Here is a 25,371-nt window from a genome sequence, read left to right as displayed (position 1 = left end):
AAGCGTCCCCACCTTTGTTCGCGACGTGCGAACTAGAGGGCTGATTACCACTCCATCCAATCCGGGTCCTCACAGCGGACGGTGTCGTCGACCGACTCAATGCGATCGAGGTCTTCCCGATCGAGTTCGAGGTCGCGCGCGTCGAGATTCGCCCGAGCGTGAGCGACGTCACTCGACCGGGGGATCGGTACGACGCCGTCTTTGTCGAGCAACCAGGCGAGGCTCACGGTTGCGGCCGATGTCCCATGTTTCTCGGCTATCTCCGTGAGTTCCGGAACGTCGAACACCGTCCCCTGTGCGAGCGGCGAGTACGCTACGAGGTGGATATCGTTCTCACGGAGGAACGCGTGAAGTTCGTGCTGCTGGAGGAGTGGATGCATCTCGACCTGATTCGCGTACAGCGGGACATCGATGAGATCCCGGGCGCGTCGAACGTCGTCGATCGTGTAGTTGCTGACGCCGATGCGATCGACGGCACCGGCTTCAACCAACTCCTCGAAGACCGGTAGCACTGTTTCGATCTCGCCGGATCGACGTGGCCAGTGGTGATAGAGCAGGTCGATCGTCTCTACGTCGAGTCGCTCTCTGCTCTCTTCGACACCCGAACGGACGTACTCAGGCGTCTTCTCCGGTTCCTCGAAATGACCAATCTTCGTGGCCACGAAGAGATCCTTACGGTCAACCGACGCGCGGTCAATCGCGTCGCCAACCTCCGGCTCGTTACCGTAGAGACGGGCCGTGTCGATGTGGCGGTAGCCCGACTCGATTGCGGCGGTCATCGTCTCTATGCCGCCCTCGCCGGTAAGGCTGTACGTTCCGAAACCGAGTCGATGCTGGCTATCGTCGAGCACGGAACCGACCTCGATCGCCGGCGACAAATACGTGCTGGTCCGAGATCGAACTCGATGGCAAGGGGACGATAATTTATATATCTCGCCCGAGTTCGTTCAAGCGATGACACTCGATACGATCCTCGTAGCCTTGGAAACCGACGGTGAACACGAGTCGCTCATAGAGGCGGTCCTCAACGTCGCGACGTCCGCCGATGTATCCGTGGTTCTCGGCGTCGTCCATCCCGAAGAGACGTTCGAGTCCGCGGTCCAGGGACTCGACGAACCCGCTCGATCCCCAGATGAGGTCGCCAAACGTAGCGAGTCCGTTCGCTCTGCTATCGAACGCTTCGAGGCCGAGGGCGTGTCCTGTAAGGTGCGTGGAGCCGTCGGTGATCCCGATGAGCTACTCGTTTCAATGGCAGAACAGATCGCTGCCGATCAGCTGTTCATTCAGGGACGTAAACGGACGCCCGCCGGGAAAGCGCTCTTCGGCAGTACGGCTCAAGCCGTACTGCTGAACGCCCCATGTCCCGTCACTTTCGTCCGGCAGTGAACCCGGACGTCCCGTATCCGATCGCGATAGTGATAGGAGTTCGACGCCTCCGTGGCGTCACCAACTAGATTCCGGATCGACGGGGTGGTCCGGATCCCCTCCGTCGAGAACCTGGAGCACATCCACGAAAACGGATCGGGTGAGTTCCGAGCGCGACGCCTCGGAGTACCACCCGACGTGTGGGGTGAAAACGACGGTTTCGAGCTCCGATAGCGGCGTGGCGGTCGGAGGCTCCTCCTCGCGGACATCGAGGCCGGCGGCAGCGATCTCGCCCGAAACGAGCGCCCCGTGGAGCGCGCTCTCGTCGACGATACCGCCACGCGCCGTGTTCACCAGAACGGCATTTTCACGCATTGAGGAGAATGCGTCGACGTCGAATAGACCCCTGGTTTCGTTGGTGAGCGGTGCGTGAACGGAGACGACGTGCGATCGATCAAGGAGGTTGCGGAAGGATACCTTCGTTACGTCGAATCCCGCCATTTCGGGCTCGGATACGTACGGATCGTAGACGAGCACGTCGACGTCGAACCCGCGGAGCTTCCTCGAGAGGCTCCGGGCAATCTTACCGAACGCGACGAGTCCGACCGTCTGCCCTTGAAGCCGGTCGATCGGCCGGCCGACGGTCCAGTCCCACGTACCGTCCCTAACGGCTCGATCGAACGTCGGAATCCGCCGCACGCACGCGAGCATCAATCCAAGCGCATGCGTCGACACCTCGTCGAGACAGTAATCGGGCACATTGACGACGGTGACGCCGTGGTCGGCGGCGGCACGCACGTCGACGTTGTCAACGCCGATACCAGCCCGACCGACGACCTCGAGACTGTTGAGCGACGAAATGACCCGTTCAGTAACGTGGGTATTCGCATCGACGACGAGGCCGTCGATCTCCGCCGCGACGTCGATCAGGTCATCGGGCATCCGAGCATCGGTCCTCTCGAGGCGCACGTCGGACGCGTCGAGCTCCTCCCGTATCGCTTCGGTGTCGATCACCTTGGTATCCGAGACCAGCAGTCGATGTGTCATACGTATACGGCTCGTAGGACTCGAACGAGGGGTAAAAAACCACCGTCGAGCGGTCACGTGGCAATCGATCGTTCACCGGTCGGGACTGCTTGATCGAAACGCGAATAGAGCGTCGTCCGGAGCCGTACTACGCGTCCGCGGGGGTGAACTCGGTCAGGTCCAGCTCTTCCAGCGTCGACGTCTGGGGGACGCCGTGGTCGTCCCAACCGCGGAACGCGTAGTACTCGTCGAGCATCCGGTCGAGCTCCTCGGGCGGGCAGTACATCCCCTCGGCGGGCCCCTTGGGGATCGGTTCGTTCATCACCCGGTACGACAGCGTGTCCGTCTCCCTGCTGGCGATTCCCCGTTCGACGTTAATCAGCCGCTCGAGGTTGTAGATCCGCTCGCCGATCCGCTCGACCTCCTCGATCGAAAGGTCCCATCCGGTCGCGGCGTTGATCGCGTCCCGGTAGTTCTCGTTGATCTCGGTGCCCCAGCCGCCCTCGCTGACGAACCGACACTGAGTAAGCGAGTCGCCGAGCGCGGTGTAGTGCTGGGAGCGGGCGGCGAACTCCGGCGTTCCCTCCGCCGTCTCGTCGTGTTCGCCGTCGTACTGGCGGGTCGGTCGGGTGTCGTGGTGTGAACCGCCCCGGGTCGCGGTCGCGTAGCCGATGCTCATCCCCTTGAGACCCCGTGGCGAGTGGGCCGCGAACTCAAGGCCCTTCGTTCCGTGTAGGTACCGCTCGGCCTCGTCTGAGCCGAGCGACGCCGCGAGCCTGAACGACCCCTCCGCGAGGTCGTCGCCGAACCCCTCGCGGTGGGCCGTCTGTGTGGCGAGTTCGACCAGCCCATCGGCATCGCCGAATTCGAGGTGATCGGACGCGTCCTCGGGGATCAGGCCCTTCTCGTGGCATTCCCTTGCGAAGGAGACGGTCACGCCCCAGCTGATCGCGTCCATCCCCAGCCGATCACAGAGATCGTCGGCCTCAATGACGCGCTCGACGTCGAACACCTCCTGCATCGGCGCCGTCGCGAAGAGGTTCTCGAACTCGGGGATCTTGGCCTCGGTGATCCCCTTCGCCTGGACAGAAACGTGCTTGCCGCACCTGACCGCGCAGTTCGCACACGTCGTGTCCTCGGTTACGTACTCGTCTTTCAGCGTCTCGCCGCTGATCGCTTCAGCCTCCTCGTCGGCGACCTGCTCGCCCTGGTAGTTTCGACGGCCCAGTTTTCCCATCTCGTTGACCGGGTTGACCAAACCGCTGGTCCCATATTCCTGGAGGCTCTCGGTCCCCTGCATGAGCGGTCCCATGCGTTGACCGACCAAGTCGCGGAGCGCGTTCTCGTCCGCCGGCGACGGCTCGAAGTCCCCCTCCTCGATCGCTACCGCTTTGAGGTTCTTCGAGCCCAACACGGCGCCGGTACCGCCTCGTCCCGCGACCCCCTCGCGGATCTCCGAGTCGTGAAGGAGACAGGCGAACCGGACCCCGTTCTCGCCGGCGGGTCCGGCAGCGATGACGTGCGTGTCGTGTCCCCGTCCCTCGCGGTCGCGGATGGCCTCACAAGTATCGTAGGTGGTCTCGCCGGCGAGGTCAGTCGCGTTCTTCAACCTCGCCCCATCCTCGTCGACGTGGAGGTACGAGAGGTCTTCCGCCGCCCCGTGGACGGCGATGGCCTCGAACCCGATCGACTTCTGTGCGCGGGGAAAGGTCCCACCGAAGGTGCTGTCGAAAAATCCGTTCGTCATCGGGCTGACGAACCCGACAACCCCACGACTCGTGCTCTGGAACGGCGTGAGGTTCATCGGGCCGACGGCGAAGACGACGGTGTTCTCCGGGTCGAACGGGCCGGCGTCGGTCGGAACGTGTTCGTGGATCAACTTCGCGGCGAGGCCGTTGCCGCCGAGGAATCTGCGTGCGTCCTCGGGATCGATCGATTCGACTTCCGTCTCGCCCGTATCGAGGTGGACGTGAAGGATCTCGCCGCCGTATACGGGTGGTAGGTCGTCTGGCATGTATTATCTCCTGCGTTCAGTCGAGCGGGCGGTTCGTGAAGACGGCTTCTCCGTACGCGTCGGGTTAATCACTCCGCCTCCGTCGGTTCGAGGTCCGCAAGGTCCCACTCGCCGGTGATGATCGCACCGGATTCGGGGTTGTCGGGTTCGACGATCACCTCGACGAACGAGGGCCCGTTGTGTTCGAAGGCTTCCGTCAGCGTCTCGGTGAGGTTCTCGGGCTTGACCACGCGGTCGACGTAGCCGACGTTGAACGCCTCGGCCATCTTCACGTAGTCGACGTCCGTCTCCTCGTCGAAGGGCGTGTTGAGCACGCGATCCCAGCCGTACTTGTCGACCTGGAGGTTCCGGATCGACTTCCAGCCGTGGTTGTTGACCACGACCCAGTTGACGTCGATGTCGTGTTCGACGGCGCAGGCGACCTCCTGGTTGCACATCAGGAAGCTCCCGTCGCCCTCGACGTCGACGACCTGCTTTTCGGGCTGGGCGAGTTTCGCCCCGATCGCCGCCGAGACGCCGAATCCCATCGTCGAGAAGCCCCCACACGAGATATTGGTCCGGGGTTCGTACACCGGGAACTCCGGGTTCGTCGTCTCCTGGGGCTGGCCCGCGCTCGAGACGACGAGCCCGTCGCGATCGAGCGCCTCGCGGACGCTCGCCAGGGCGCGGGAGATACTCATCGGCACGTCGTCGGTGTGGCGCTCCTCGACGCGTTCCTGCCAGTCGGCCCACAGCCGCTGGATCTCGTCGTAGTACGCGTTGTCCTCGGTGCCGATCTCCTCGATTCGGTCGGAGACGCCCTCGTAGAGCTGTCGGGTGACCACCTTCGCGTCGCCGAGGATGCCGACCTCGACCGGGTAGTTCTTCCCGACCTCCCGGTTGTCGATGTCGACGTGAATCAGCTTGCTCGGCGGGATCTCGAAGCTCACGCCGGGTTCGAACGACGAGGTGTGGAGGTCCGAGAACCGACAGCCGATGGCGAGAACCACGTCGGCGTTGCTCGCGAGCTCGTTGCCCGCCGTCGAGCCAATCCAGCCGGCGTAACCGACGAAGAGGTCGTGGTCCTCGGGGATGATCCCCTTGGCTTGGAACGTCGGGATGACGGGCGCTTTGAGGTGTTCGGCGAGGTCCTGGACCTCGTCCCAGGCTTCGGCGAGCATACAGCCCCCGCCGGGGACGATCACGGGTCGCTCGGCGTCGGCGAGTAGATCGGCCGCCTCCGCGATCGACTCGGGGTCCCCACCGGGTCGGCTGTGGGCGCGGGTATTCGCCGGGTCGGGGATCTCAACGTCCGCGGCCGCGCCCTGAACGTCCATCGGCACGTCCACGTGGACGGGACCGGGCCGACCGGTGACGGCAATCTGGAAGGCGCGTCGCAGGGTTCGCGGCAGGCGTTCGACGTCGTCGACGACGAAACTCGCCTTCGTGATCGGTTCCATCACGCTCGGAAAGTCGCCGGGTTTCTGGCGGTCGATCTCCTGGAGGATCCCCTCACCGTACTCGTGGGTCTGTGGCGCACCGGTGAAGACGACCATCGGGATCGAGTCGACGTAGGCGGTCGCGACGCCCGTGACGGTGTTGGTCGCTCCCGGGCCGATCGACGTGAACACCGCCATCGGCTCGCCGCTCGCACGCGCGTATCCATCGGCGAGGTGGGCCGCACCCTGCTCGTGGCGGGGCTGGATGACCTCGACCGCGGAGTCGTTGAACGCGTCGAGCAGGTTCGTACTCCCGTGACCTGGGATCCCGACGAGGTACTCTACGCCTTCCTTCTCGAGGTACTTGGCGATGATCTCGCCGCCTGTGAGTCTCGGCATACGTGACTTATCGGTCGAACCCCTCTATGATAAAGATTCGGCCTCGTCGCATGCCGATCACACGAGCCGTCGTCTACCGATGACCCGCCTCCCCGGACGGAGCGAGCGACGACTATCGTCCTCGACCATCGGCGCTTCGTCGGCGATCGTCCAGATATCGGCCGGCGGCCCGGTCACGGAAAGTCCGTTTACCGCCGTTACAGCGAGGGGATGACGTCGGACCCCATCACCTCGAACAGCCGCTCGGGTTCCGGGCTCGTGTTCGCGAGCGCGACCCGGTCGAACCCCTGCTCGGCGAGCCGTTCGACCTCGGCGGCGATCGTCGACGGGTCGTCGGCGATCAGGAACTTCTCCTCGACCTCCTCGCGGGTGGCCTGGTCGCCGAGGGCCTCGATCTCCCGCGGGTCGGCGATCGCCTTATCGAAGACGTCCTGGGTCGTCGCCCACCACGGACGGGTGGCGTCGTACGCCCGTTCGTACTCCTCGTCGTAGGAGACGATCACCAGCACCGTCGTCTCTATCTCATCGAGGTCGCGCCCCTCCTCCTCGGCGTAACGCCGGACCGCGGGGTACAGCCGATCGGTGAACTCCTCGCCGGTGAGGACCGTCATGAACCCGTCGGCGTAGCGCGCCGCGAGTTGCGCCGTGCTCGGACCGTTGGCGGCGACGTGGACCTCCGGGCGGGTCTCCGGTTTCGTATAGAGGTGTGCCTCGTCGAGTCCGAAGTGCTCGCCGTCGTAGCTGACGAACTCGTCGCGTTCGAGGAGTTCGAGGGCGATCTCGAGGGTCTCCTCGAGACGATTCCGACGGACGGGGTACTCGTCCCAGGACTCCCCCAGCGGCTTTTCGTTCATCGCCTCGCCGGTAGAGAGCCCGAGCACGACCCGATCGTCGTGCATCTCCCCAATGGTGGCGAACGCCTGAGCGATCCGACCCGGGTGGTAGTGGCCGGCCGACGGGGTCACGTACGTCCCGATCGGGATGTCGACCCGCTGGCTCGCGGCTCCCAGCCACGACCACGCGAAGCCCGCCTCGGCGTCGGTGTGAAACCAGGGGTGGAAGTGATCGGAGGTCCAGACGAACTCGTAGCCGGCCTCCTCGGCGAGTTGAGCGTACTCGAGGAGTTCGCTCGGGCTGTACTGCTCCTGATGGGCCATGTAGTCGATCGCGACCATGCTGGTCTTCCGTTCCGGGAGCGACCGTAAATGCGTTTCCAAACACGTAACAAATACGTCACAAATCGAGGGTATCGGCACGAAACGTTTTTGTGGCGCGTGCGAGATCCGAAGGCATGGGTGTTGGATACGCGACCCTCATGTACGACCCCGAGGAGATCGTCTCGGAGGGACTCGGCGACGTCGCCGCCTGCCGGTACGATGGCGTCGAGATCGGGCTCCCGAAGGTGAACCACATCGGTCCCGACCGCCTCAAGGGACTACTCGAAGATTACGGCATCGAGATCTACTGCGTGATGGCCGGCTGGCTGAACGACGCCGGCGACGTCGAGGAGGCGGTCGATGGCGCCGAGACCGCCGCAGCGCTGGGCGCAGAGTTCCTCGGCATTCTCCCCCCGCCGCGGGGCGTCGTCAACGACGAGACGTTCGGCGAATGGCTTGAGGAGATCGGCGCGGCCACGGGGGATGCCGGCGTGACGCCGGTCGTCCACCACCACGCGGGCGCTCACGTCGAGGGGCCCGACGAGATCCGCCGCTGGCTCGACGACGGGCCCGACGAGCTAGAATTGCTGTTCGATACGGCCCACTACTACGCGTACGGCGACGTCTCCGAGGGGATCGAACGCTTCGTCGACGACATCGCCTACGTCCACCTCAAGGACATCGACCCGCCGTCGGACTTCGAGAGCCATGTTGAGAACCTGACGGCCGGGAAGGTCGACTACGACAGTATCGTGACCTACTTCGGCTCATTCACCGATCTGGGCGACGGCGTCCTCGATTTCGGCGAGATCGATCGAACGCTCGAGCGCGTCGGCTACGACGGCCACACGACGGTCGAGATCGACAATCAGCACTCGCTACCGCTGGTTCACGCCAAGCGGAACATCTCCCACCTACGGGACGATTGATCGTGGTTCTGAGCGTCTCGACCTGTTCCGCTTCGTCGTGTTGGGTGGGACCGATGAACTCTCCTGTCCACCCGTTCCTATTCAACCCGTCGTTCATCCCTGCGATCGCCGTCTGCATGAATTCGTCCACGACGTGCGTCACGAACACCATCTCTCGCTCGACGTTCTGGGGGTTCGATAGATCCATCTCGCCGGCGGTCGGCGGGGGGACGAGCGGCACCCGTAGCGCCGGCGGGAGTTCGTCACCGCCCCCACCAGTGGCTGCTTGATCCTCCCCCTCGGCAACTGCCTGATCTTCACGGAGGGCGCTACAGCCGGCGAGTGCGGCGATCCCTCCACCCAGTCCCGCTGCACTCAGCTGTCTCATGAGATCACGCCTCGACACGCCGAGTTCGATTGACACTAGCCCCTCGTCTGCCGAGGTACTATCGTCCCGTGGCATGTGACACACTTGACCATGATCGGAATATAAACCTTTGGTAACCGTACCAAATCTGCAAAGCAGGGGAAAACGGCTATCGTGCGCCTCGATCGGACGGTCGAGCGATGTTGGTCTCAGATTCGTGTCCGCCGGCCTGTCTCGTTGCTCGTCTGAACGGCGTCCAGAACCCGTTGTACCTCGAAGCCGTCCTCGAAGTCCGGCCGATACCGTGTTCCGTCGGCCACGCTCGTCAGGAACTCGTAGTTCTCGTGGACGAACGTGTGCTCCCAGCCGACGATGTGGCCTGGTGGCCACCACGCATCTATGTAGGGATCGTTGGGATCCGTAACCAGGATCCCCTGGAATCCACGGTCGTTAGGACCGAGAACCCGGAGTTCGTTCAGCCGTCGGAGACTGAATTTGAACCCGCCTTCCGAACCGTATACCTCGATCGAGTTGTCCGCCTTCCGGCCGGTAGCGACGCGGGATCCCTCGAACACACCCACTGCACCGGAATCGAACTCGGCGATGGCGGAGTACTCGTCGTCGGTCGTCACCTCGCGCGTCCCGTCCCCGTCGGGCGCCGGTCGCTCGGGGATCTGAATCGTCAGCTGGCCGCTGACCCGCTCAACGTCCCCGATCAACCACCGGGCCAGATCGATCGTGTGCGAGCCGACGTCGCCGAGGACGCCCGTTCCAGCCCTTTCTTCGTCGGTTCGCCAGTTCCAGGGATCCTCCAGATCACCGAGCCAGTCCTGCAGACACCGGCCCCTGACTCGGTAGATCTCCCCGAACAGCCCCTCATCAATCAGTCGTTTCGCCAGCTGGAGGGCCGGTACGTAGCGGTAGTTGAAACCGACCCCCGCGATCGCGTCGCTGTCACGGGCCGCCTCGCGCATCCGACGGGCGGTCTCCAGATCCGTCGCGAGCGGCTTTTCACACATCACGTGGACGCCTGCCTCTAGCGCCTCAATCGTCGGTTCGGCGTGGACGTGCGTGGGCCCGAGGTTGTAGAAGACGTCCACCTCGTCGATCGCTTCGCTCCAGTCGTCGGTCGTCCGATCGAAACCGAAGCGATCCGCGGCGTCGGCGACCGCCGCCTCGTCGCGACCCACGAGGACCTTCCGGTTGACCGCGGGAGCGTCGGGAAAGAACATCGGGAGACGAGCAAGTGCGTTGGCGTGTGCCTTCCCCATGAACCGATATCCGAGGAAGCCGACGTCAAGCGTCATCGGTCACATCTCTCCTGTGTTCGGTCTTGGTCCGACGGGAGTGGGGCTCTAGCTTGAGTTCGTTTCCTGCCCGTGGTACGTGCGGTATCTGCCTGCCGACATCCGTGACTCCAAATCGCATCATTACATCGCTTGTCATATGCTGGCATAAAAGTTCCGTGACACAACGAACCGGACCGGTCAGGCGACGCCGAACGTCTCGATTTGCGTCATGACCGAGTCTACGTTCTCCGCGCTAACGAACGTCGGGCCCGTCGGCGTGTGCTCCGGGGTTAGAATACCCCAAAGCGCGTTCGATGTGAGATAGTGGGCCGCCAAGTAGCCTTGCAGCGCCGGTTGCTGTATAACCTGTGCCAAGTTGTAGCCCTCTTCGACCGCGTTGGCCTGATTTTGGGAGATGTCGACGCCGGCGTGGTACACTTCGCCTTGGAGACCTTCGTCCTCGATGTAGCTCAACGCCGGCTCCCCGGCGACCGGACCAAGCGTGAAGACGAGGTTCACGTCAGGATTGTTTGAGCGATGGCTGGCGAGCTGACTGATCACACCCGATGGATCGCCCGCCGGTACCTCGATCCAGTCGTGAGGGACGTTGTTGTTATCGAGGACGCTCTCGATCCCTTCTTGGCGGAGTGCGAGCGCCGAGTGACCTGGGTCATGGTTGAGAATCACGGCACCGCTTGGCGGAGAGCCGGTTTCACTCTCGAACAGCGGGAGACTCCGACTCGCCAGTTCCTCGCCAACCTCGCCCTCGTCCTGGCCAATGTAGCCGGTCCAAGGCATCGTCTGCTCGCCCCTCTCTGTGACGTTTGTGACGGTAACATAGATGCCCTCGTCTTCGGCGCGTTGGAGTGCGTCCTGGAACAGCGGTGGATCGGGTAACGTCACTGCAATGGCATCCACGCCGGCGTCGATGGCCGTTTCGATGTTGTCGACCTGCTCGGTGAAGGCCGACGACTCCTCCGGACCTTGGTAGGATGCAGTCACTCCGAGCTGATCGACGGCCGTGTTCCAGCCTTGATCCTGGGCCTCCCAGAACGGGTCTTCTCCCGGAGCTCCGTGGGGGATGTATCGTATCTCGATGTCCTCTGCCTGGGTGTCGCCTGCGGTTCCGCCATTGCCGTCAGCACAGCCGGCGAGACCGGCCACTCCGGCCGCACCGATCGCCGCCAACGCCTGGCGACGGGATAGCTGTTCGGACTCGAAGCTGTCAGGCAGCTGCCTCGGGATCATAGTCGTTTGGTATCAATAATCACGATATTATAAATGTACCGATTATCCGTTCAGATCTAGTATACGCCACCACTCGTGCTCCGCTCATCGCGGCGATGACGTACGCGGCCGTCTCGGCGACGTCGCTGACGTCCCGCTCAGCTATGGGGACGGTTTCCGAGTGGCGACCGTCTTCATCTCCTCAATCAGATCCTTCGCGCTATCTATGTCCTCTTTCGTGAACTCGTCCACTGTCCTTCCCGAATCGAGGAGGTGGAATCGATCGGCGATCTCGTAGGCGTTGAAGATGTTGTGCGAGATGTATATGGTGCCGATCCCCTGCTCTTTCGTCCGCTCGACCGTCTCCAGAACCTTCTCGGATTCCTTCACCGAGAGGTTCCGGAGCGGTTCGTCGAGGATCAGGAGGTCCGCATCGAAGTGTAGCGCCCGGCCGATCTTGATGCTCTGGGCTTCGCCGCCCGAAAGGTTCTCCGCCGGCAACTCGGGGTCGTTTAGCGACGCCAGGCCGATATCGTTCAGGACCGTCTTCGTCTCGTCGTACATCAGATCGAAGTCGAGCTGTCCGAAGCGGTTCGTCGGCTCCTTGCCGAGGAACAGGTTTCGGGCGACCGTCAGCGACGGGATCAGTTCCATGTCCTGGTAGACGACGCTGATCCCCCGCTCTAACGCTTCGTCGGGGTTCTTGAAGCTGACGCGCTCGCCCTTCCAGTAGATCTCGCCCGAGTCAGGCTGATGGTAACCGACGATGTTCTTGATGAGGGTGCTTTTGCCGGCGCCGTTGTCGCCGATGAGTGCGAGTACCTCTCCTTCGTTCACTTCCAGGGATACTCCCTTGAGTGCCTGAATGGACCCGAAACTCTTCTTGATGTCTTTCAGTCGCAGTAGTTGGTTTCTTTCGCTCATGGTGATCACCGTTTCTCCTGTCGGAGTCGATCGACGTATCGGTTGAAGACTACCGCGCCCACGAGGACGACTCCGACGAAGAACTGGTACCAGGCCGAACTCGCACCAGCCGCGACCAGCCCGGCACCGAACGTCCCGAAGGTCAGCGCGCCGAAGAATCCCGCGTTCGGGCTCCCGCGGCCGCCGAACAGCGCACAGCCGCCGAGGACGGCTGCCGCGATCGCCACCAGCGGGAGTTCCGTCTGGAGGACGGGACGGGCGGACCCGAACCGCGCGACGTGCATCAGGGCAGCGAACGAGGCGGCCATACCGGTCAGCATGAACGCGATGAGACGAGTCCGGGTAACTCGAATACCTCTGGCGCGCGCGGCGTCTCTATCGCTCCCGACCGCATAGAGATGGTTTCCGTAGCTCGTCCGATGGACGAGGTACAGCGCCCCGAGCAGGACGAGGAACATCCACAGGACCAGTGCCTCGAACCCGGCACCGAACTCGTAGCTGAAGATCTGCATGATCGCGATATCGCTTTCCAGCCTCGCGCTCCCGCTAAAGAGCAACAGCAGGGCCCCACGGATGGAGAACCAGCCACCCAGCGTGATGATGAAGGAGTGGATACCGGTAGCCGTCACCAGAACCCCGTTCAGCAGCCCGACCGTGCCACCCAGTGCGAGGGTCATGAGCATCGCAACAGATGGTGGAATTCCCTGATTGACGATGAGGATGAAGGCCATCGCCGACATCGCGTAGTTGGCACCGACAGTCATGTCGAAGTCACCACCGATCATCAGTACGGCGACCATGATCGCTACAGGGCCGATTAGCGCCGTTTGGCGGAAGATGTTCCCCCAGATGTTCGGCTGAAGCATCACCGAGGGGTTCAGGACAACGAACAGCGCGGTGACGCCGATCCACGTCAGAATGGCGACTAAGACGGGATACTTGATTAAGTACTCCAGTAACGGAGCTCTGACTCTGTCGACTACTGCGGACTGTGTTTCCGCACCCATGAGAATGTCAATCATTCCTGTGGTACATAAATGTTGTTATCGACTGAAACGAGCCATTCGTTCGGAAGAGCGCAGCGTGGAACGCGTCGAAGGTTGTGAGCCTGGCGTTCTGCTGAGTTTCCAGTGCTATTGTGGGAGAGTCGACGACTGAACGGCGTGGTTCGGAACGTGAGCGTACCGACACTCGTGTCGGTGCGTGAGCGTTGACCCGTCGTTTATCACGTCCTTCATGAGCGCGGGGACCAACCAGCCTGTCGTACCGATTGCTGCGATTACCCCTCCCGATCGGTTCGGGGGCGCTCGCCCTGGTACGCCCGGAAGAGGTCGACGATGACACGGAGGTCCTCGCGCGCCTCGGCGAACGTGGTGCGGACATCGGCGTCGCCCTCGACACACTGGATGAAGTACGCTATCTCCCGTTTGAAACTCTCGTCGTACGACGGCGTGGAGACCGTCTCCGAGAGTTCCTCGATGCCCCGTTTGACGCGGAGTTCGGTCGGTGTGTTCTTGATGAACGGGTTCGAGAAGTCGACCTCGACCATTCCGTCGGGTCCGTCGACGCGGATGAACTCCTCGAACCACTTCCGGTCAGAGTCGCCGGTTTCCAGTACACACCGAACGCCGTCCTCGTAGACGAGGTGCGCTGACGCGTACCGCCCCCCGGCGAAGACGTCGACGTGATCGATGCGCTCGACCTCGCCGAACAGTCCGCGGAGCGCGTTCACGTCGTGACAGAGGTGGTCGAGCTGGAAGTCGTAGGCGTCCGTGAGCACCTCGTCGTCGGTTCCGATCGCTTGCTCGATGTCGCTCCGTCGCTTGGCGGCGCTCTCCTCGATGAGGTCCGAAGGGGGGCTCCCACCGACGAGGTCGTACACCTCGTCGATGATCCGTCCGTGGTCGGGATCCACGTCGTAGGCCGTGACGAGGTCGATGGCCTCGAGGCCGTCGATCCGCTCTCGAGCCCGCTCGTAGGAGGGATCGTACCGTTTCATGTACGCGACCATCGCCGTCGCGTCGGAGACCTCGTCCGCCTCGACCATCGCGGTCGCGTCCTCGAGCGTCGCCGCGATCGGTTTCTCGACGAGCGTGTGGATGCCCGCATCCAACGCGTCGACGACGACGTCCGCGTGCGCCTGCGCCGGCGTGAGGACGATCACCGCGTCGAGTTCGTCGCCGCGTTCTTCGAGAAGCGGTTCGTGGGTCGCGTACACGTGGGGGACGTTGTACCTGTCCCCAAGTTCGGTAGCCCGGTCTTCGGCCGGGTCGACGAATGCGTACAGCTCTGCGTCCGGGAGCTCCGCTAGGTAGGGGATGTGCATGATCTGTGCGACCGTGCCACAACCGATGACTCCGAATTGCATCGTCCCCTGGTTTCCGACAGGTGGTGTTATACCTTCGGGTGAGGCGCCTCCGCCGTTCGTGGGCAGTACGGGAACGGCTGGCGAGTGGGAGCGTATCCTCGTCACCGACGACCACCCGTATATGGATGCGTGGTGGCCAACGGGCCACATCATCGGCTGGGAGCACGCCTTCGTCCATGAGAACTACGAGTTCCCGGATTCGAACGAGACGATCAAGACAGTCGTCTCGTTCGAACGATGAGGGAGCGACACGCTCCACAGAGGTCGACGTCGTCAGCCCGACTGCATCGGCGTGACCCCGGCGACCGTCTACTCCGTCACGAGTTCTCGGATCGCGGCTAGTGCTCGGTCGTCGTCCCCCGCGGCGCTGTACTCGAACCCGACGTGGCGGTCGTATCCCGCGTCGTCGAGCACGGCGAGGATGTTCGGATAGTTCAGCTCTCCCGTCCCGGGTTCGTGGCGGCCCGGGACGTCCGCGACGTGGACGTGACCGATGGCGTCGAGGTTCTCCGTGATGGTCGAGATGATGTTACCTTCGGTGATCTGCTGATGGTAGATGTCGAAGTTGATCTTCACCGCGGGACTCTCGACCTCGCGGACGATGTCGAAGCCGACGCTCGACTCTTCGAAGAAGTAGCCCCCGTGGTCGACGGTAGTGTTGAGCGGCTCGACGATCAGCGTGACGCCCGCGGCTTCGGCCGTCGGCGCGACTTCCCGGAGGCAGGCGACGACGCTCTCGTACATCTCTGCGCGCGTGTAGTCCTCTACCTCCGGTCCGACGAGGACGATGAGGTTCGGGCAGTCGAACCGCTCTGCGACCTCGATCGACTCCTCGATATCGCCGACGACGGCGTCCTGCTTCGTCGGGTCCGTCAACGCCCGCTCGAGTTCCTCGGGACGCCGGGGTTCCGTGTTCGCGGCCATCCCGGCGACGGACACGTCGTGTTCGTCGAGGCGGGCCTCGACGGCGTCGAGGTCCTTGTCGGGCCAGGTCCAGAACTCGACGGTGTCGAAGCCGTGATCGGCGACGCGGTCGATGCGGTCGACGAACGGCACGTCCTCGTAGATCATCTCCAGACAAATCGACGGTCGAATCATCGACGTCGACCCCCTCGTTCCGGACCGGTATCTTGCGGTATCGTCTTTGCTTCGAGTGATGAGTTCATGTGGTGGAACCTCTCTGGTGTGGGACGCGAGGGAGACCCCTTACGGTTCGACTAGGATCTTCACGTGATCCGTCTCGGAGTCGAGCAACGCCTCGAAGCCCTCCTCAGTGATGTCCTTAAGGTCGATTCGGCCGGTGATGAACGCGTCGGTGTCGATGTCGCCAGCCGCGAGCGACTGGATGATGGCGTCGAACTCGGTCCTGAACGACCGCGGGGGGAACCCGTAGCAGTTCGTTCCCACGACCTTCCGTTCGGTCGTGACGATATCGTTTATGTTAGTTGATATATCAGAATCGTTGAGACTCCCGACCGTGATCGTTCCGTCGCGCTGTGTACTCTGGACGGCTGCGTTGAACGCGGGACCGATTCCGGCGAACTCGAATGCGATCTCCACACCGTCGTCGGTCTCTTTCTTGATCGCGTCGACTGCGTCTTGGTCCATCGGATCGATGCCGACGTCGGCCCCGAGTTCGAGAGCGACCTCGCGGCGGCTCTCGTTCGGTTCCGACACGAATATGCGCTTCGCCCCGGCCGCAGTCGCGGCGCGGACGACCGTGAGTCCGATCGGACCACAGCCGAACACGCCGACCGTGTCGCCCGCCTGGAGCCCCGACTGCCGAACCGCATGGAGGCCGACGGCGAGCGGTTCGACGAGCGCGCCGTCCTCCAGCGTGACGTCGTCGGGGAGAACGTGCACCTGCTGTTCGGGAACGACTGCGTTCTCCGCGAACCCGCCAGCCCCGGTGTGGAACCCGACGGCGGCGGCGTTTTTACAGAGATTGTACTTCCCGTCCTCACAGTAGAGACAGTCGCCACAGGGAATGTTCGGCTCGACCGTCACGCGATCGCCGGTGGCGATGCGCGACACCCCCGCGCCGACCTCGCTCACCGTCCCGCTGAACTCGTGGCCCAACGTGATCGGGATGTTTTGTCCGGTTCGGGGGTTCGGTTCTCGGGACGTGATGTGGGGACCGATCCGGTACTCGTGCAGATCGGACCCGCAGATACCACAGGCTTCAATCTCGATGCGGATATCCGTCTCACCGACGGGGGTACTTTCGATGTCCTCTACACGAACGTCTCCGCTGTCGTGGAATCGTGCTGCTCTCATTGGTTGGCTCCCAGTTGTCGCTTTCGTGTCGACGAACCGTATGATCGGATACACCATGGGGTTAAATCGCTTTCCATCAGTTTCAGTACATACGTCGTATCACGAGCGTTGGCCGCTTTCCGAGGTGTACTCTCCGATCCGGTCGTCCGAATTCGGTGCGGTGTGGCCCAGCACGGTGGCATTGACGCGGACGTCTTCGTCCGCGACCCCGAGCGTAGCATCGAGGGCGATCGCCCCCTTCGTCGGACCGTAGGGGACGTGCGGTTCACCGCGAGACCCGTTTCAGTCCCGCTGGACGTACATCACGGGACAGGACCCGTTGAGGAGTACCTGCTGGGCGTGGTCGCCGAAAACGGCCTTGCCGGCCGGCGACCGACTGGCCCCTCCGATGACGATACGGTCGACGTCGAGGTCGTTCGCCATGCGAACGATTTCGGAATCCGGATCCCCGATGACACCGAGGATCTCGTAGTCGACGTCGGACTCCTCGAGTCGGGCCGCTGGCGTACTGATGCTGTCGTGGCGTGCCGCGAGTTCGTCGGGTGGGATGGTGCCACCTGCGGATTCGATCTGCATCTGTTCGAGGAGATCCTCGTACTCATTGCGCGGGAACACGTGGAGGAGATGGACCGTCGCTCCGGTCGGGGCTGCAACGGCGAGTGCTTCGTCGAGCAGTGTATCGACGTGATCACGGTCGCTCGGACCGGCAGCGAGAAGAATGCTGTCTATCGACCTTGGCATATACTAGCGCACTCGATATTCGCATATATCGTTTGTGATTCCGAAAGCGTACGCCTATACCGTTCGTCCGGGAGTGACGTGACGAGACGAGTGGAACGCAGGTGACGACGACCGGAAGCGTCACTACGGAGCGTCTGCCCTATCTCGAATCCAGAAACTATTTTTCGACGTGCTACGACGATGTTTCTCATGGGTACCGGATACGCCACGATAATGTACGGCGCTGAGGAGATCGAGCACGCACTCGGCGACATCGCCGCCTGCCAGTACGACGGGGTCGAGATAGGTATCGAAAAGATCCGAGCCGCGGGGGCCGAGAACGTCGACCGGTGGATCGACGACTACGGACTTGAGCTCTACCTCGCCATGGGAGAGTGGATCGAAACCGAGGCGGCGGTCGAACGAATGGTCGACGTAATGCCGACGATTGCCGACCTCGGGGCCGAGTTCGTCGGAATACTGCCACCACAGCGCGGTCGACACGACGAATCGACCGTCGAAGGGTGGCTGTCGCGGATAAGCGACGCGGCCCTCGATGACGGGGTGAGGCCGCTTGTCCACCATCACGGCGCGACGGCGGTCGAGCAACCCGACGAGATACGCCACTACCTCGACGCCGTCGACGGGCTGGAACTCGTGTTCGACACCGCCCACTACTACCCGTACGGCGAGAACTACCCCGAGGGAGACGTCACCGACGGCATCGAGCGGTTCGCCGACGACATCGCCTACGTCCACCTCAAGGACATCGACCCGGTCAAGGACTTCACCTCGAACCGTGACGCGCTGTCGAACGCCGACTTCCATCTCGACAACGTCATCAATTACTTCCGATCGTTCGTCGACCTCGGACAAGGTATTCTCGATTTCGAGGGGATAAACGAGGCGCTGTCGGAGGCCGGCTACGACGGCCACTACACCATCGAGATCGAGAACCAAACGGAGAAACGGCTCGTCCACGCGAAGCAGAACTACGACGTCTGGCAGCAGGTTCGCGGCGACTGAGCCCACGATTCGCCGGAACGCTCCGGTATCCCGATCGTGAAACGACGGGGGCGGGACGCGCGCCTAGAACAGTGAACGACTCGGGAACGAATAAGAGAGACTCACGCGGGCAAACGACACCTCACCGACGTTCTTCTTCGCCCGACTCGAGTTTGATAGCCACACAGAGGTCTACGAGAGGGGGTGATCCGACGCCCCAGTGTTCTTGTTCGTCGGAGCGGACGACGACCGCTCCACAGAAACCGGCAGTGACGTCCGAGCAGCTACGACTTCTCGTGTTCGCGGACGACGTTCCAGTCGAGTTCGATGCCCAGTCCGGGTTCGTCGGGTACAGCCATGGTCCCGCCCTGAATCAGATCGTCACCTACGACGAGGTCCTCCCACCACCCGACTTCCCGGGCGTGGTACTCGAGGCCGTAGAAGTTCGGGACCGTCGCGCCGACGTGTGCGGTCGCGACGGTGGCGACGGGACTCCCGATGTTGTGGGGGACGAGCGTCTGATAGTAGGCCTCGGCCATGTCGGCGATCTTCTTCGTCTCGGCGATCCCGCCGGTCTTCGGAACGTCGGGTGCGAGGAAGTCGACGGCCTGTTTTCCGATCAGGTCGCGGAAGTCATGTCGGCCGTAGCAGTTCTCGCCGGTCAGCAACGGCACGTCGACGCGCCGTTTCAGTTCGCGCAGCGCGTCGACGTTCTCCGGCGGGAGCGGGTCCTCGACGTACGCGAGATCGTACGGCTCGATGGCGCGACAGAGCCGTTCTGCCGTCTCGGGGTTGAAGTTCCAGTGAAGGTCGACGCCGACCTCGGCGTCGGTTCCGACCTCCTCGGTCACGGCCTCGACGATGCGGCGCTTGTGCTCGATCTCCGGCGGGTCGAAGTGGCGCGACTTCCGGTTGAGTTCCCGTCCGGACGGGACGTCGAGGTCGAACTTCACGAGATCGAAGCCGTCGTCGACCGCCATACGAGCGGCACGCGCGTAGGCCTCGGGCTGGTACGTCTCCTCCTGTTGGCCCTCCTCTGCGGATTCGACCATCGCTTCACCGGCGTGGCAGTCGGCGTACACCATCACTTCTTCCCGCATTTTGCCGCCGAGCAGCTGGTAGATCGGCTGGTGGAGGAGTTTGCCGGCGGCGTCCCAGAGTGCGATCTCGACGCCGCTGATGGCGATCGTCCCGATACCCTGTTGGGAACCACGTCCCGAGAGACTCGCGCGCATCAAGTTGTAGAGGCGCTCGACGTCGGTCGGATTCTCCCCGACGAGGACGGGTCGAAGGTAGTCGGAGATGACCTCGTGGACGCCTGGCGAGGGATACGCTTCCCCGATCCCCGTCACGCCCTCGTCGGTCTCGACGGTGACGATCGTCCACGGGAAGTTCCCGTCGATTACGGTCGTCGATAGGTCGGTGATCTCGGCCGGGTGGCCGTCGGTACGGTCGGGTTTGTCGTCGAAATCCGCCCACATCGTGGCGGCGAGCTTCGACGCGAAGTCCTCGTACATGAATACCGTGAACCGAGTTTCTTCGAGAATGCCTTGTATGTTATGCTCAACGGTCCGAGGACTTCCGTCGAGACGGCCGATGAACGATGCACCGGCTCGAGCGCGATCGGCCACCCCCAAAGTTATTATCTCGTACCGATCTATCGATAGGACATACGCCATGCGAGATAGACCACTTTCAGTGCCGATCCGTATCGCTCCCGATCACGCCTACGATCAACCCGCTCGTGGAGGCGGACACAGCCGATGACCGATCGAACCAAAGAGGCCATCGAATCCGGAGCCCATCCGATCGGCACGTGGATCTCGATCGGGCATCCCACGGTCGCGGAGGTCAATGCCCGCCTCGGCCTCGACTTCCTCGTCATCGACATAGAGCATACGACGATCAATCTCGAGACCGTCGAGGACATGGCGCGGGCGGTCGACGCCGCGCCGGGCGAGACCGACACCGTCGTTCGGGTCCCGTGGAACGATCCGGTTCGGATAAAACGCGTTATCGACATCGGCGTCGCCGGCATCATGGTTCCCATGATCGGCTCGGCGAAGGAAGCCCGGGATCTCGTCAATGCGCTTCGGTATCCGCCGGAGGGGATCCGCGGTATCGCGGGAAGTCGCGCGACGGGCTACGGACGAAACATGGAGGAGTACGTCACCACCGCGAACGGATCGATCCTCACGATCGCGCAGATCGAGACCGAGGACGGGTTGGATAACGTAGCGGAGATCGCCAACGTCGACGGTATTGACGCCTTGTTCGTCGGGCCCGCCGACCTCTCGGGAACGCTCGGCATGTTCGCCGAGTGGGAACGCGAGGAGTTCAGGGACGCGGTCGAACACGTCATCGAGACGGGACACGAAGCGGGGGTCCCCGTCGGAACGCTCACGGTCGATCTGAACGACATCGAATCGACTGTTCGGGACGGCTTCGACTTCCTCATCGCGGGCAAAGACACCACGCAAATGATGGAAAGCACCGAGCGCGCCATCGAGACGTACGAGAACGCGCTCGCCTCCTCACCGGTCTCGGACCGCTGAACGCGGTGAGCGCCCAACGGAAAGCGACGTCAACCGGCCGCCCGAGGATCGACCGTTCGACCCACTCTTCGCTATCGCCTTACCATCATCCCCGAGCGGCGCTACGACGGGACGGATGGCCACGCATTCGTCGGCGTCGGTCCACTAGTGTTATCCGTGGACCAGACCATCGTGAGGACATGGGACGGACGAAGTTCGATTTCGAGGGAGAGACCGTTATCGTGACTGGCGGCAGTTCCGGGATCGGGCGTGCGATCGCGTTGGAGTTCGGACGGGCGGGCGCGACGGTGCTGAACGCCGATATCCGTGCGACATCGAAGGACGTCGATGCGCAAACCCCCACACACGAAGCGATCGAAGCCGACGGAGGAACCGCGGAGTTCGTCGAGACGGACGTATCGGATCCCGACGCGTTGGCTGCCGTCGTCGAGCGAGCCGAAGAGATCGGTGTCGACGGACAGAACTCGACTGCTCGGAGGACGTCGTCCCCCGGCGTCGACGTGATGGTCAACAACGCGGGTGTGTTCGTGCGTGAGGAGATGCTCGACGTCTCGATCGACGACTTCGAGTTCATTCACGACATCAACTCGAAAGGTGTGTTCTGTGGGTGTCAGGTCGCAGGCCAGGCCATGAAAGACCGTGGCGAGGGAGGGGTGATCATCAACACGGCCTCCATCAGTTCGACACACGCCCAGAAAAACCAGGTGCCGTACGATTCGACGAAGGGAGCCATTCGGATGATCACGCGGGGGGCGGCGCTCGAGTTCGCTGAACACGACGTCCGCGTCAACGCCGTCGCGCCCGGACACATCGCGACCGAGTTCGGCGCCGGCGCCGAAAAGAAGGAACAAGCGGTTGTGGCCGACGATCTCGTCAAACCGATTCCATTGGATCGCCCCGGCTACCCGGAGGACGTCGCGCCGGCAGTCCTCTTTCTCGCGAGCGATCAGGCCGGGTACGTGACCGGCGAGACGATGTACGTCGACGGCGGCTGGCAGGTCTTCTGAGGTCCCATAGAATTATATCGGGGGGCCGGCTTGGTGTACGCATGCGGGCACTCGTACTCGATGCCGACTGGAGTCCCCGATCCGACTACGACCTCTCCGAGTCGGAGCAGGAGACGAGAAAAGCGATGAACAGCGCCGCCGTCTGGAAGGACCCGTCCATGTCGGTCGAGCAGCGATCGCGGCCGACGCCGGACGACGACGAAGTGCTCGTCCGGGTTCGGTACGCGGGCATCTGCGGGAGCGACGTCGCGATGATCGAGACCGACGACGACGGCTACATGCATTACTCGGCGTACACGCGCTTTCCGAACGTTACCGGACACGAGTTCTCGGGGGAGGTCGTCGAGACCGGCGCCGACGCGGACCTGTTCGACGAGGGCGATCTCGTAACGGCCGAAGTGACTGATTACTGTGGCCGATGTCAGATGTGCCGACAGGGCTTTCATGGTCACTGCGAGAACTTCGAACAAGTCGGCTTTACCATCCCTGGCGCGTTCAGCGAGTACGTCGCTGTTCCTGAAAAGATTCTCTGGAACATCGACCCGTTATGGGAGAGCTACGACGACGAAGAGACGGTTCTAAAAGCCGGAGCGACGATCGAGCCGAGCACCATTTCCTACTACGGCCTGTTTCAACGGGCCGATGGCATACTCCCGGGCGACTATCACGTCTACCATGGTCTCGGACCGATCGGACTAACTGGCATGAACGTCTCGCGGGCTGCAGGCGCAGGCAAGGTCATCGGATTCGAACCATCGGATCGACGACGCGCCGTCGCTAACGAACTCGGCTTTGAACACGTTTACAACCCGATCGATACGGATCCGGTAGAGGTAGTCAATGAACTGACTCGAGGTGAGGGAGCTGACGTCCACGTCGAAACAGCCGGTGCGGTGACACAGACGTATCCGGCGATTCAAGACTCGCTCGCGGAGCGGGCGAACGTTGTCCACATCAGTAACGCGGCGACGGCGCCCGAGGTCGAACTCCGGAAACTCCAAGGAAACAGTGCACAGCTCTACGGCTCCGAGGGTCATACTGGTCATCAAGTGTACCCCCGAGTGATTCGTCTAATGGCCGCAGGCCACCTCGACAACCTTCCGATAGTTACTTCGACGTTCGGTCTTTCGGACGCGGACAACGCAATCGAACAAGCCGCTGAACGCGTCGACGGGAAGGTCCTGATTGAGATGTGAGTTCGGGCTAGGGACGCTGGTCGAGCGGTCGCTAACCAGCACCGATAACCCCTGCCAGAACGATTTTCGAAAACTTCGTTCGAACGTTCGTTCGTCACACTCGAACATCAGCTCGGAGTCGTCGTCATATTTGTCTAACAGAAAACAGCTATCATATCGTACGATTCGGGAATAGAGAGGCGAGGACGACTAGCGACCGGCCGTCGATGGGAATTTCGAACATCGATCGTCGCAACCAGGATCTGTTCGCAATGGACGAACGATAGTGTGAGGAACGTTCCCAACGTCGATTGGACGCCGTTATACGGAACGGGTACTTAGCATCGAAAGACGTGGTCGATTTCGCCACTCTAACGGCGGGTCGAGTAATGCATTTGCGAGTCGCGAACGGACGGCCCGCGGCATGTCCGGTGTTCCGAAGCGACGACTTCAACTTTCTATTACAACCGTATGTCTGTTACCCCTCCACTTTTCGATCATAGATCCCTTATATACAATGGTATCCTATATTATATATTGACAAAATGAAATAGAGTAGTGGCTGAAGTGGTTCCACATGTCGTGGATAAGTAAATACTTCTCCGGCGAGGGCGGTCGCACGCTGAGGAAAACCGGTAAGCAACGAACGATGCCGGTCGGTCGCTTCATCAGTACTCGACCCCCGCGGCGATACGGTTCGAGTATCGTGACTAGGAACCAGTAATAAGATCCGGTTCACTACATTATATTACAACATACTGTTGCCGTTCGAAACTCGCTCAATGACGAGATCAGCTAATCACTACGACGTCATCATTATCGGCGTCGGTGGTATGGGAAGTGCAGCAACGTATCACTTATCAAAGCGCGGGCACGACGTTCTCGGATTAGAACAGTTCGACATTCCTCACGAGAACGGTTTCAATCACGGCGTCACTCGGATCATTCGCAAGGCGTATCTCGAGGACCCGGAATATGTACCCCTTGTTCACCGAGCTTACGAAAACTGGAGAACGTTACAGGAGGAGAACGGACGCAAGTTGCTTCACCTTCACGGGTCGGTTACGGCGGGTCGACCGGACGAGAGGAATTTCAACGGTACGATTGGGGTCTGCGAAGAACACGATTTGCCGTTCGAAGTGCTGAGAAGCGACGAACTCTCGGCCCGATTTCCCGGGTATCAGCTACCGGACGGATTCAAAGGCGTGTACCAGCCCGACGGCGGCTTTCTCGCGTCCGACCGGTGTCTCGTCGCTCACGTCGAAAAGGCGTTCAATAACGGTGGCGAGATACACGCTCGAGAGTGGGTCCGCGACTGGGACGCGACCTCGTCAGGCATTCGCGTCGAGAGCGAGGACGACGTGTATACGGCGGACAGACTCGTCATCAGCGCCGGTCCGTGGGCCCAAGAACTCGTTGAGAAACTTCAGGCGAACGCGACTCCTGAACGTCAGGTACTCGGTTGGTTACCGCCTGACGAACCACCGAACTTCATCCCCGAACGCTTCCCGGTTTTCACTGTGACGCTAGACGGCGAACCGTTCTACGGTCTCCCGACGGTCGAGGTTCCGGGGTTCAAGATTGGCCGCCACCACCACCTCGAACAGGAGACGACACCCGCCACCCTCGACGAAACCCCGCGTCCAGAGGATGAGAGGCCCCTCCGTGACGCCGCGGAGGAGTACTTCCCCGGCAATGCTGGTCCGACGATGCGACTCACGACCTGTCTATAACGAACTACCCTCTCTATATGAACCGCTCTACTCGTCAAACGTTATTCCATACCCCCACTGTTGTAACTGTGTTTCTACCTCATCGAGATGATCGAGACCGACTATGACGAGCGCTTCCCGGAGATCAGTCAACGAAACGTTATCGCCGAACTGATTCTCGAGTGTCCGGAGTGCATCCCGTTCGTCGCTTTTTGTCTCAGCATGAAGAAACAACGGGACACGATCACGTCCATCTTGCACGCTACTTCGGCGAAACTTGTATGGGATTTGCATTGGTTGCGATTCCACCTGCTGTGGATCGTCTGCTTTCTCCTCTTCAGGAGCGTTCGGATATGATATATCGTCATGTGGTTTATCAGTCGACGAGGGAGCGCTTTCTGCGTCCGGATCGGGATCCTCGGCGAACGGATTCTCTCCTGCTCCCTGTTTCATGCCCG

23 protein-coding genes are annotated in these 25,371 nt (G+C 62.0%); 8 read left to right on the top strand and 15 right to left on the bottom strand.

Features of this window, described 5'->3' with window-relative positions:
• Positions 1 to 44 precede the first annotated feature (44 nt).
• Positions 45 to 851 carry an aldo/keto reductase gene (locus QRT08_RS14995; protein ID WP_286046774.1) on the bottom strand — a complete coding sequence of 269 codons (807 nt, stop codon included), beginning with the start codon at positions 849 to 851 and terminating at the stop codon, positions 45 to 47.
• Positions 852 to 954: 103 nt separating this feature from the next.
• Here QRT08_RS14995 and QRT08_RS14990 point away from each other — a divergent pair, with 103 nt between their 5' ends.
• On the top strand, positions 955 to 1,386 hold the full coding sequence (locus tag QRT08_RS14990; protein ID WP_286046773.1) for a universal stress protein: 432 nt from the start codon (positions 955 to 957) through the stop codon (positions 1,384 to 1,386).
• A 57-nt stretch (positions 1,387 to 1,443) separates the two neighbouring features.
• Here the strand turns inward: QRT08_RS14990 and QRT08_RS14985 are convergent, their stop codons facing one another.
• The 4 genes from QRT08_RS14985 to QRT08_RS14970 all read right to left on the bottom strand — a co-directional run bounded on the left by QRT08_RS14985 (position 1,444) and on the right by QRT08_RS14970 (position 7,397).
• Positions 1,444 to 2,412 (bottom strand): C-terminal binding protein, encoded by a 969-nt coding sequence (locus QRT08_RS14985; RefSeq protein ID WP_286046772.1) that lies wholly within the window; start codon positions 2,410 to 2,412, stop codon positions 1,444 to 1,446.
• Between the two features lie 127 nt (positions 2,413 to 2,539).
• On the bottom strand, positions 2,540 to 4,405 hold the full coding sequence (locus tag QRT08_RS14980; RefSeq protein WP_286046771.1) for an aldehyde ferredoxin oxidoreductase family protein: 1,866 nt from the start codon (positions 4,403 to 4,405) through the stop codon (positions 2,540 to 2,542).
• A 68-nt stretch (positions 4,406 to 4,473) separates the two neighbouring features.
• Positions 4,474 to 6,222, bottom strand: coding sequence for a thiamine pyrophosphate-binding protein (locus QRT08_RS14975; RefSeq protein WP_286046770.1), 1,749 nt, complete (start codon positions 6,220 to 6,222; stop codon positions 4,474 to 4,476).
• Between the two features lie 197 nt (positions 6,223 to 6,419).
• Positions 6,420 to 7,397: a TIGR03557 family F420-dependent LLM class oxidoreductase gene (locus QRT08_RS14970; RefSeq protein ID WP_286046769.1), complete on the bottom strand. Its 978-nt coding sequence runs from the start codon at positions 7,395 to 7,397 to the stop codon at positions 6,420 to 6,422.
• Between the two features lie 116 nt (positions 7,398 to 7,513).
• On the opposite strand from QRT08_RS14970, the gene QRT08_RS14965 reads away from it, so the two are divergent.
• The gene (locus QRT08_RS14965) at positions 7,514 to 8,308 is read left to right on the top strand and encodes a sugar phosphate isomerase/epimerase family protein (protein WP_286046768.1); all 795 of its coding nucleotides are present in this window, start codon (positions 7,514 to 7,516) and stop codon (positions 8,306 to 8,308) included.
• A 555-nt stretch (positions 8,309 to 8,863) separates the two neighbouring features.
• On the opposite strand, the gene QRT08_RS14960 is transcribed toward QRT08_RS14965, so the two are convergent.
• The 5 genes from QRT08_RS14960 to QRT08_RS14940 form a co-directional block, all read right to left on the bottom strand.
• Positions 8,864 to 9,961, bottom strand: a complete 1,098-nt coding sequence (locus QRT08_RS14960; protein WP_286046767.1) for a Gfo/Idh/MocA family protein — start codon at positions 9,959 to 9,961, stop codon at positions 8,864 to 8,866.
• Positions 9,962 to 10,141: 180 nt separating this feature from the next.
• Positions 10,142 to 11,191, bottom strand: a complete 1,050-nt coding sequence (locus QRT08_RS14955; RefSeq protein ID WP_286046766.1) for a substrate-binding domain-containing protein — start codon at positions 11,189 to 11,191, stop codon at positions 10,142 to 10,144.
• 141 nt (positions 11,192 to 11,332) lie between these two features.
• Complete coding sequence (locus QRT08_RS14950; RefSeq protein WP_286046765.1) at positions 11,333 to 12,094, bottom strand: ATP-binding cassette domain-containing protein; 762 nt, start codon at positions 12,092 to 12,094, stop codon at positions 11,333 to 11,335.
• Positions 12,095 to 12,099: 5 nt separating this feature from the next.
• Positions 12,100 to 13,101, bottom strand: coding sequence for an ABC transporter permease (locus tag QRT08_RS14945; protein ID WP_286046764.1), 1,002 nt, complete (start codon positions 13,099 to 13,101; stop codon positions 12,100 to 12,102).
• Between the two features lie 272 nt (positions 13,102 to 13,373).
• The gene (locus QRT08_RS14940; protein ID WP_286046763.1) at positions 13,374 to 14,462 is read right to left on the bottom strand and encodes a Gfo/Idh/MocA family protein; all 1,089 of its coding nucleotides are present in this window, start codon (positions 14,460 to 14,462) and stop codon (positions 13,374 to 13,376) included.
• Positions 14,463 to 14,520: 58 nt separating this feature from the next.
• Between QRT08_RS14940 and QRT08_RS14935 the strand changes: the two genes are divergently transcribed.
• Complete coding sequence (locus QRT08_RS14935; RefSeq protein WP_286046789.1) at positions 14,521 to 14,703, top strand: hypothetical protein; 183 nt, start codon at positions 14,521 to 14,523, stop codon at positions 14,701 to 14,703.
• 68 nt (positions 14,704 to 14,771) lie between these two features.
• Here QRT08_RS14935 and QRT08_RS14930 read toward each other — a convergent pair whose 3' ends face one another.
• The 3 genes from QRT08_RS14930 to QRT08_RS14920 all read right to left on the bottom strand — a co-directional run bounded on the left by QRT08_RS14930 (position 14,772) and on the right by QRT08_RS14920 (position 17,480).
• Entirely contained in the window at positions 14,772 to 15,533 is a 762-nt protein-coding gene (locus QRT08_RS14930) for a hydroxypyruvate isomerase family protein (RefSeq protein WP_286046762.1), read from the bottom strand.
• 135 nt (positions 15,534 to 15,668) lie between these two features.
• A complete protein-coding gene (locus tag QRT08_RS14925; RefSeq protein ID WP_286046761.1) occupies positions 15,669 to 16,739 on the bottom strand; it encodes a 2,3-butanediol dehydrogenase in 1,071 nt (356 codons plus the stop codon).
• A gap of 282 nt (positions 16,740 to 17,021) precedes the next feature.
• Positions 17,022 to 17,480, bottom strand: coding sequence for a universal stress protein (locus tag QRT08_RS14920; protein ID WP_286046760.1), 459 nt, complete (start codon positions 17,478 to 17,480; stop codon positions 17,022 to 17,024).
• 189 nt (positions 17,481 to 17,669) lie between these two features.
• On the opposite strand from QRT08_RS14920, the gene QRT08_RS14915 reads away from it, so the two are divergent.
• Positions 17,670 to 18,485, top strand: a complete 816-nt coding sequence (locus QRT08_RS14915; RefSeq protein WP_286046759.1) for a sugar phosphate isomerase/epimerase family protein — start codon at positions 17,670 to 17,672, stop codon at positions 18,483 to 18,485.
• Between the two features lie 263 nt (positions 18,486 to 18,748).
• Here QRT08_RS14915 and QRT08_RS14910 read toward each other — a convergent pair whose 3' ends face one another.
• Positions 18,749 to 19,981, bottom strand: a complete 1,233-nt coding sequence (locus QRT08_RS14910; protein WP_286046758.1) for a mandelate racemase/muconate lactonizing enzyme family protein — start codon at positions 19,979 to 19,981, stop codon at positions 18,749 to 18,751.
• Positions 19,982 to 20,227: 246 nt separating this feature from the next.
• On the opposite strand from QRT08_RS14910, the gene QRT08_RS14905 reads away from it, so the two are divergent.
• The 4 genes from QRT08_RS14905 (at position 20,228) to solA (ending at position 24,934) form a co-directional block, all read left to right on the top strand.
• Complete coding sequence (locus tag QRT08_RS14905) at positions 20,228 to 21,019, top strand: HpcH/HpaI aldolase family protein (protein ID WP_286046757.1); 792 nt, start codon at positions 20,228 to 20,230, stop codon at positions 21,017 to 21,019.
• Positions 21,020 to 21,198: 179 nt separating this feature from the next.
• Positions 21,199 to 22,026, top strand: coding sequence for an SDR family NAD(P)-dependent oxidoreductase (locus QRT08_RS14900; protein WP_286046756.1), 828 nt, complete (start codon positions 21,199 to 21,201; stop codon positions 22,024 to 22,026).
• Between the two features lie 41 nt (positions 22,027 to 22,067).
• Complete coding sequence (gene iolM, locus QRT08_RS14895; RefSeq protein WP_286046755.1) at positions 22,068 to 23,222, top strand: scyllo-inosose 3-dehydrogenase; 1,155 nt, start codon at positions 22,068 to 22,070, stop codon at positions 23,220 to 23,222.
• 761 nt (positions 23,223 to 23,983) lie between these two features.
• A complete protein-coding gene (solA, locus tag QRT08_RS14890) occupies positions 23,984 to 24,934 on the top strand; it encodes an N-methyl-L-tryptophan oxidase (RefSeq protein ID WP_286046754.1) in 951 nt (316 codons plus the stop codon).
• Between the two features lie 27 nt (positions 24,935 to 24,961).
• Here solA and QRT08_RS14885 read toward each other — a convergent pair whose 3' ends face one another.
• Positions 24,962 to 25,366: a DUF7970 domain-containing protein gene (locus QRT08_RS14885; protein ID WP_286046753.1), complete on the bottom strand. Its 405-nt coding sequence runs from the start codon at positions 25,364 to 25,366 to the stop codon at positions 24,962 to 24,964.
• Positions 25,367 to 25,371: the final 5 nt, after the last annotated feature.

The sequence above is a fragment of the Halalkalicoccus sp. NIPERK01 genome (genome assembly GCF_030287405.1).
GTDB lineage: Archaea > Halobacteriota > Halobacteria > Halobacteriales > Halalkalicoccaceae > Halalkalicoccus.
This window is presented reverse-complemented; position numbering and strand designations above follow the sequence as displayed.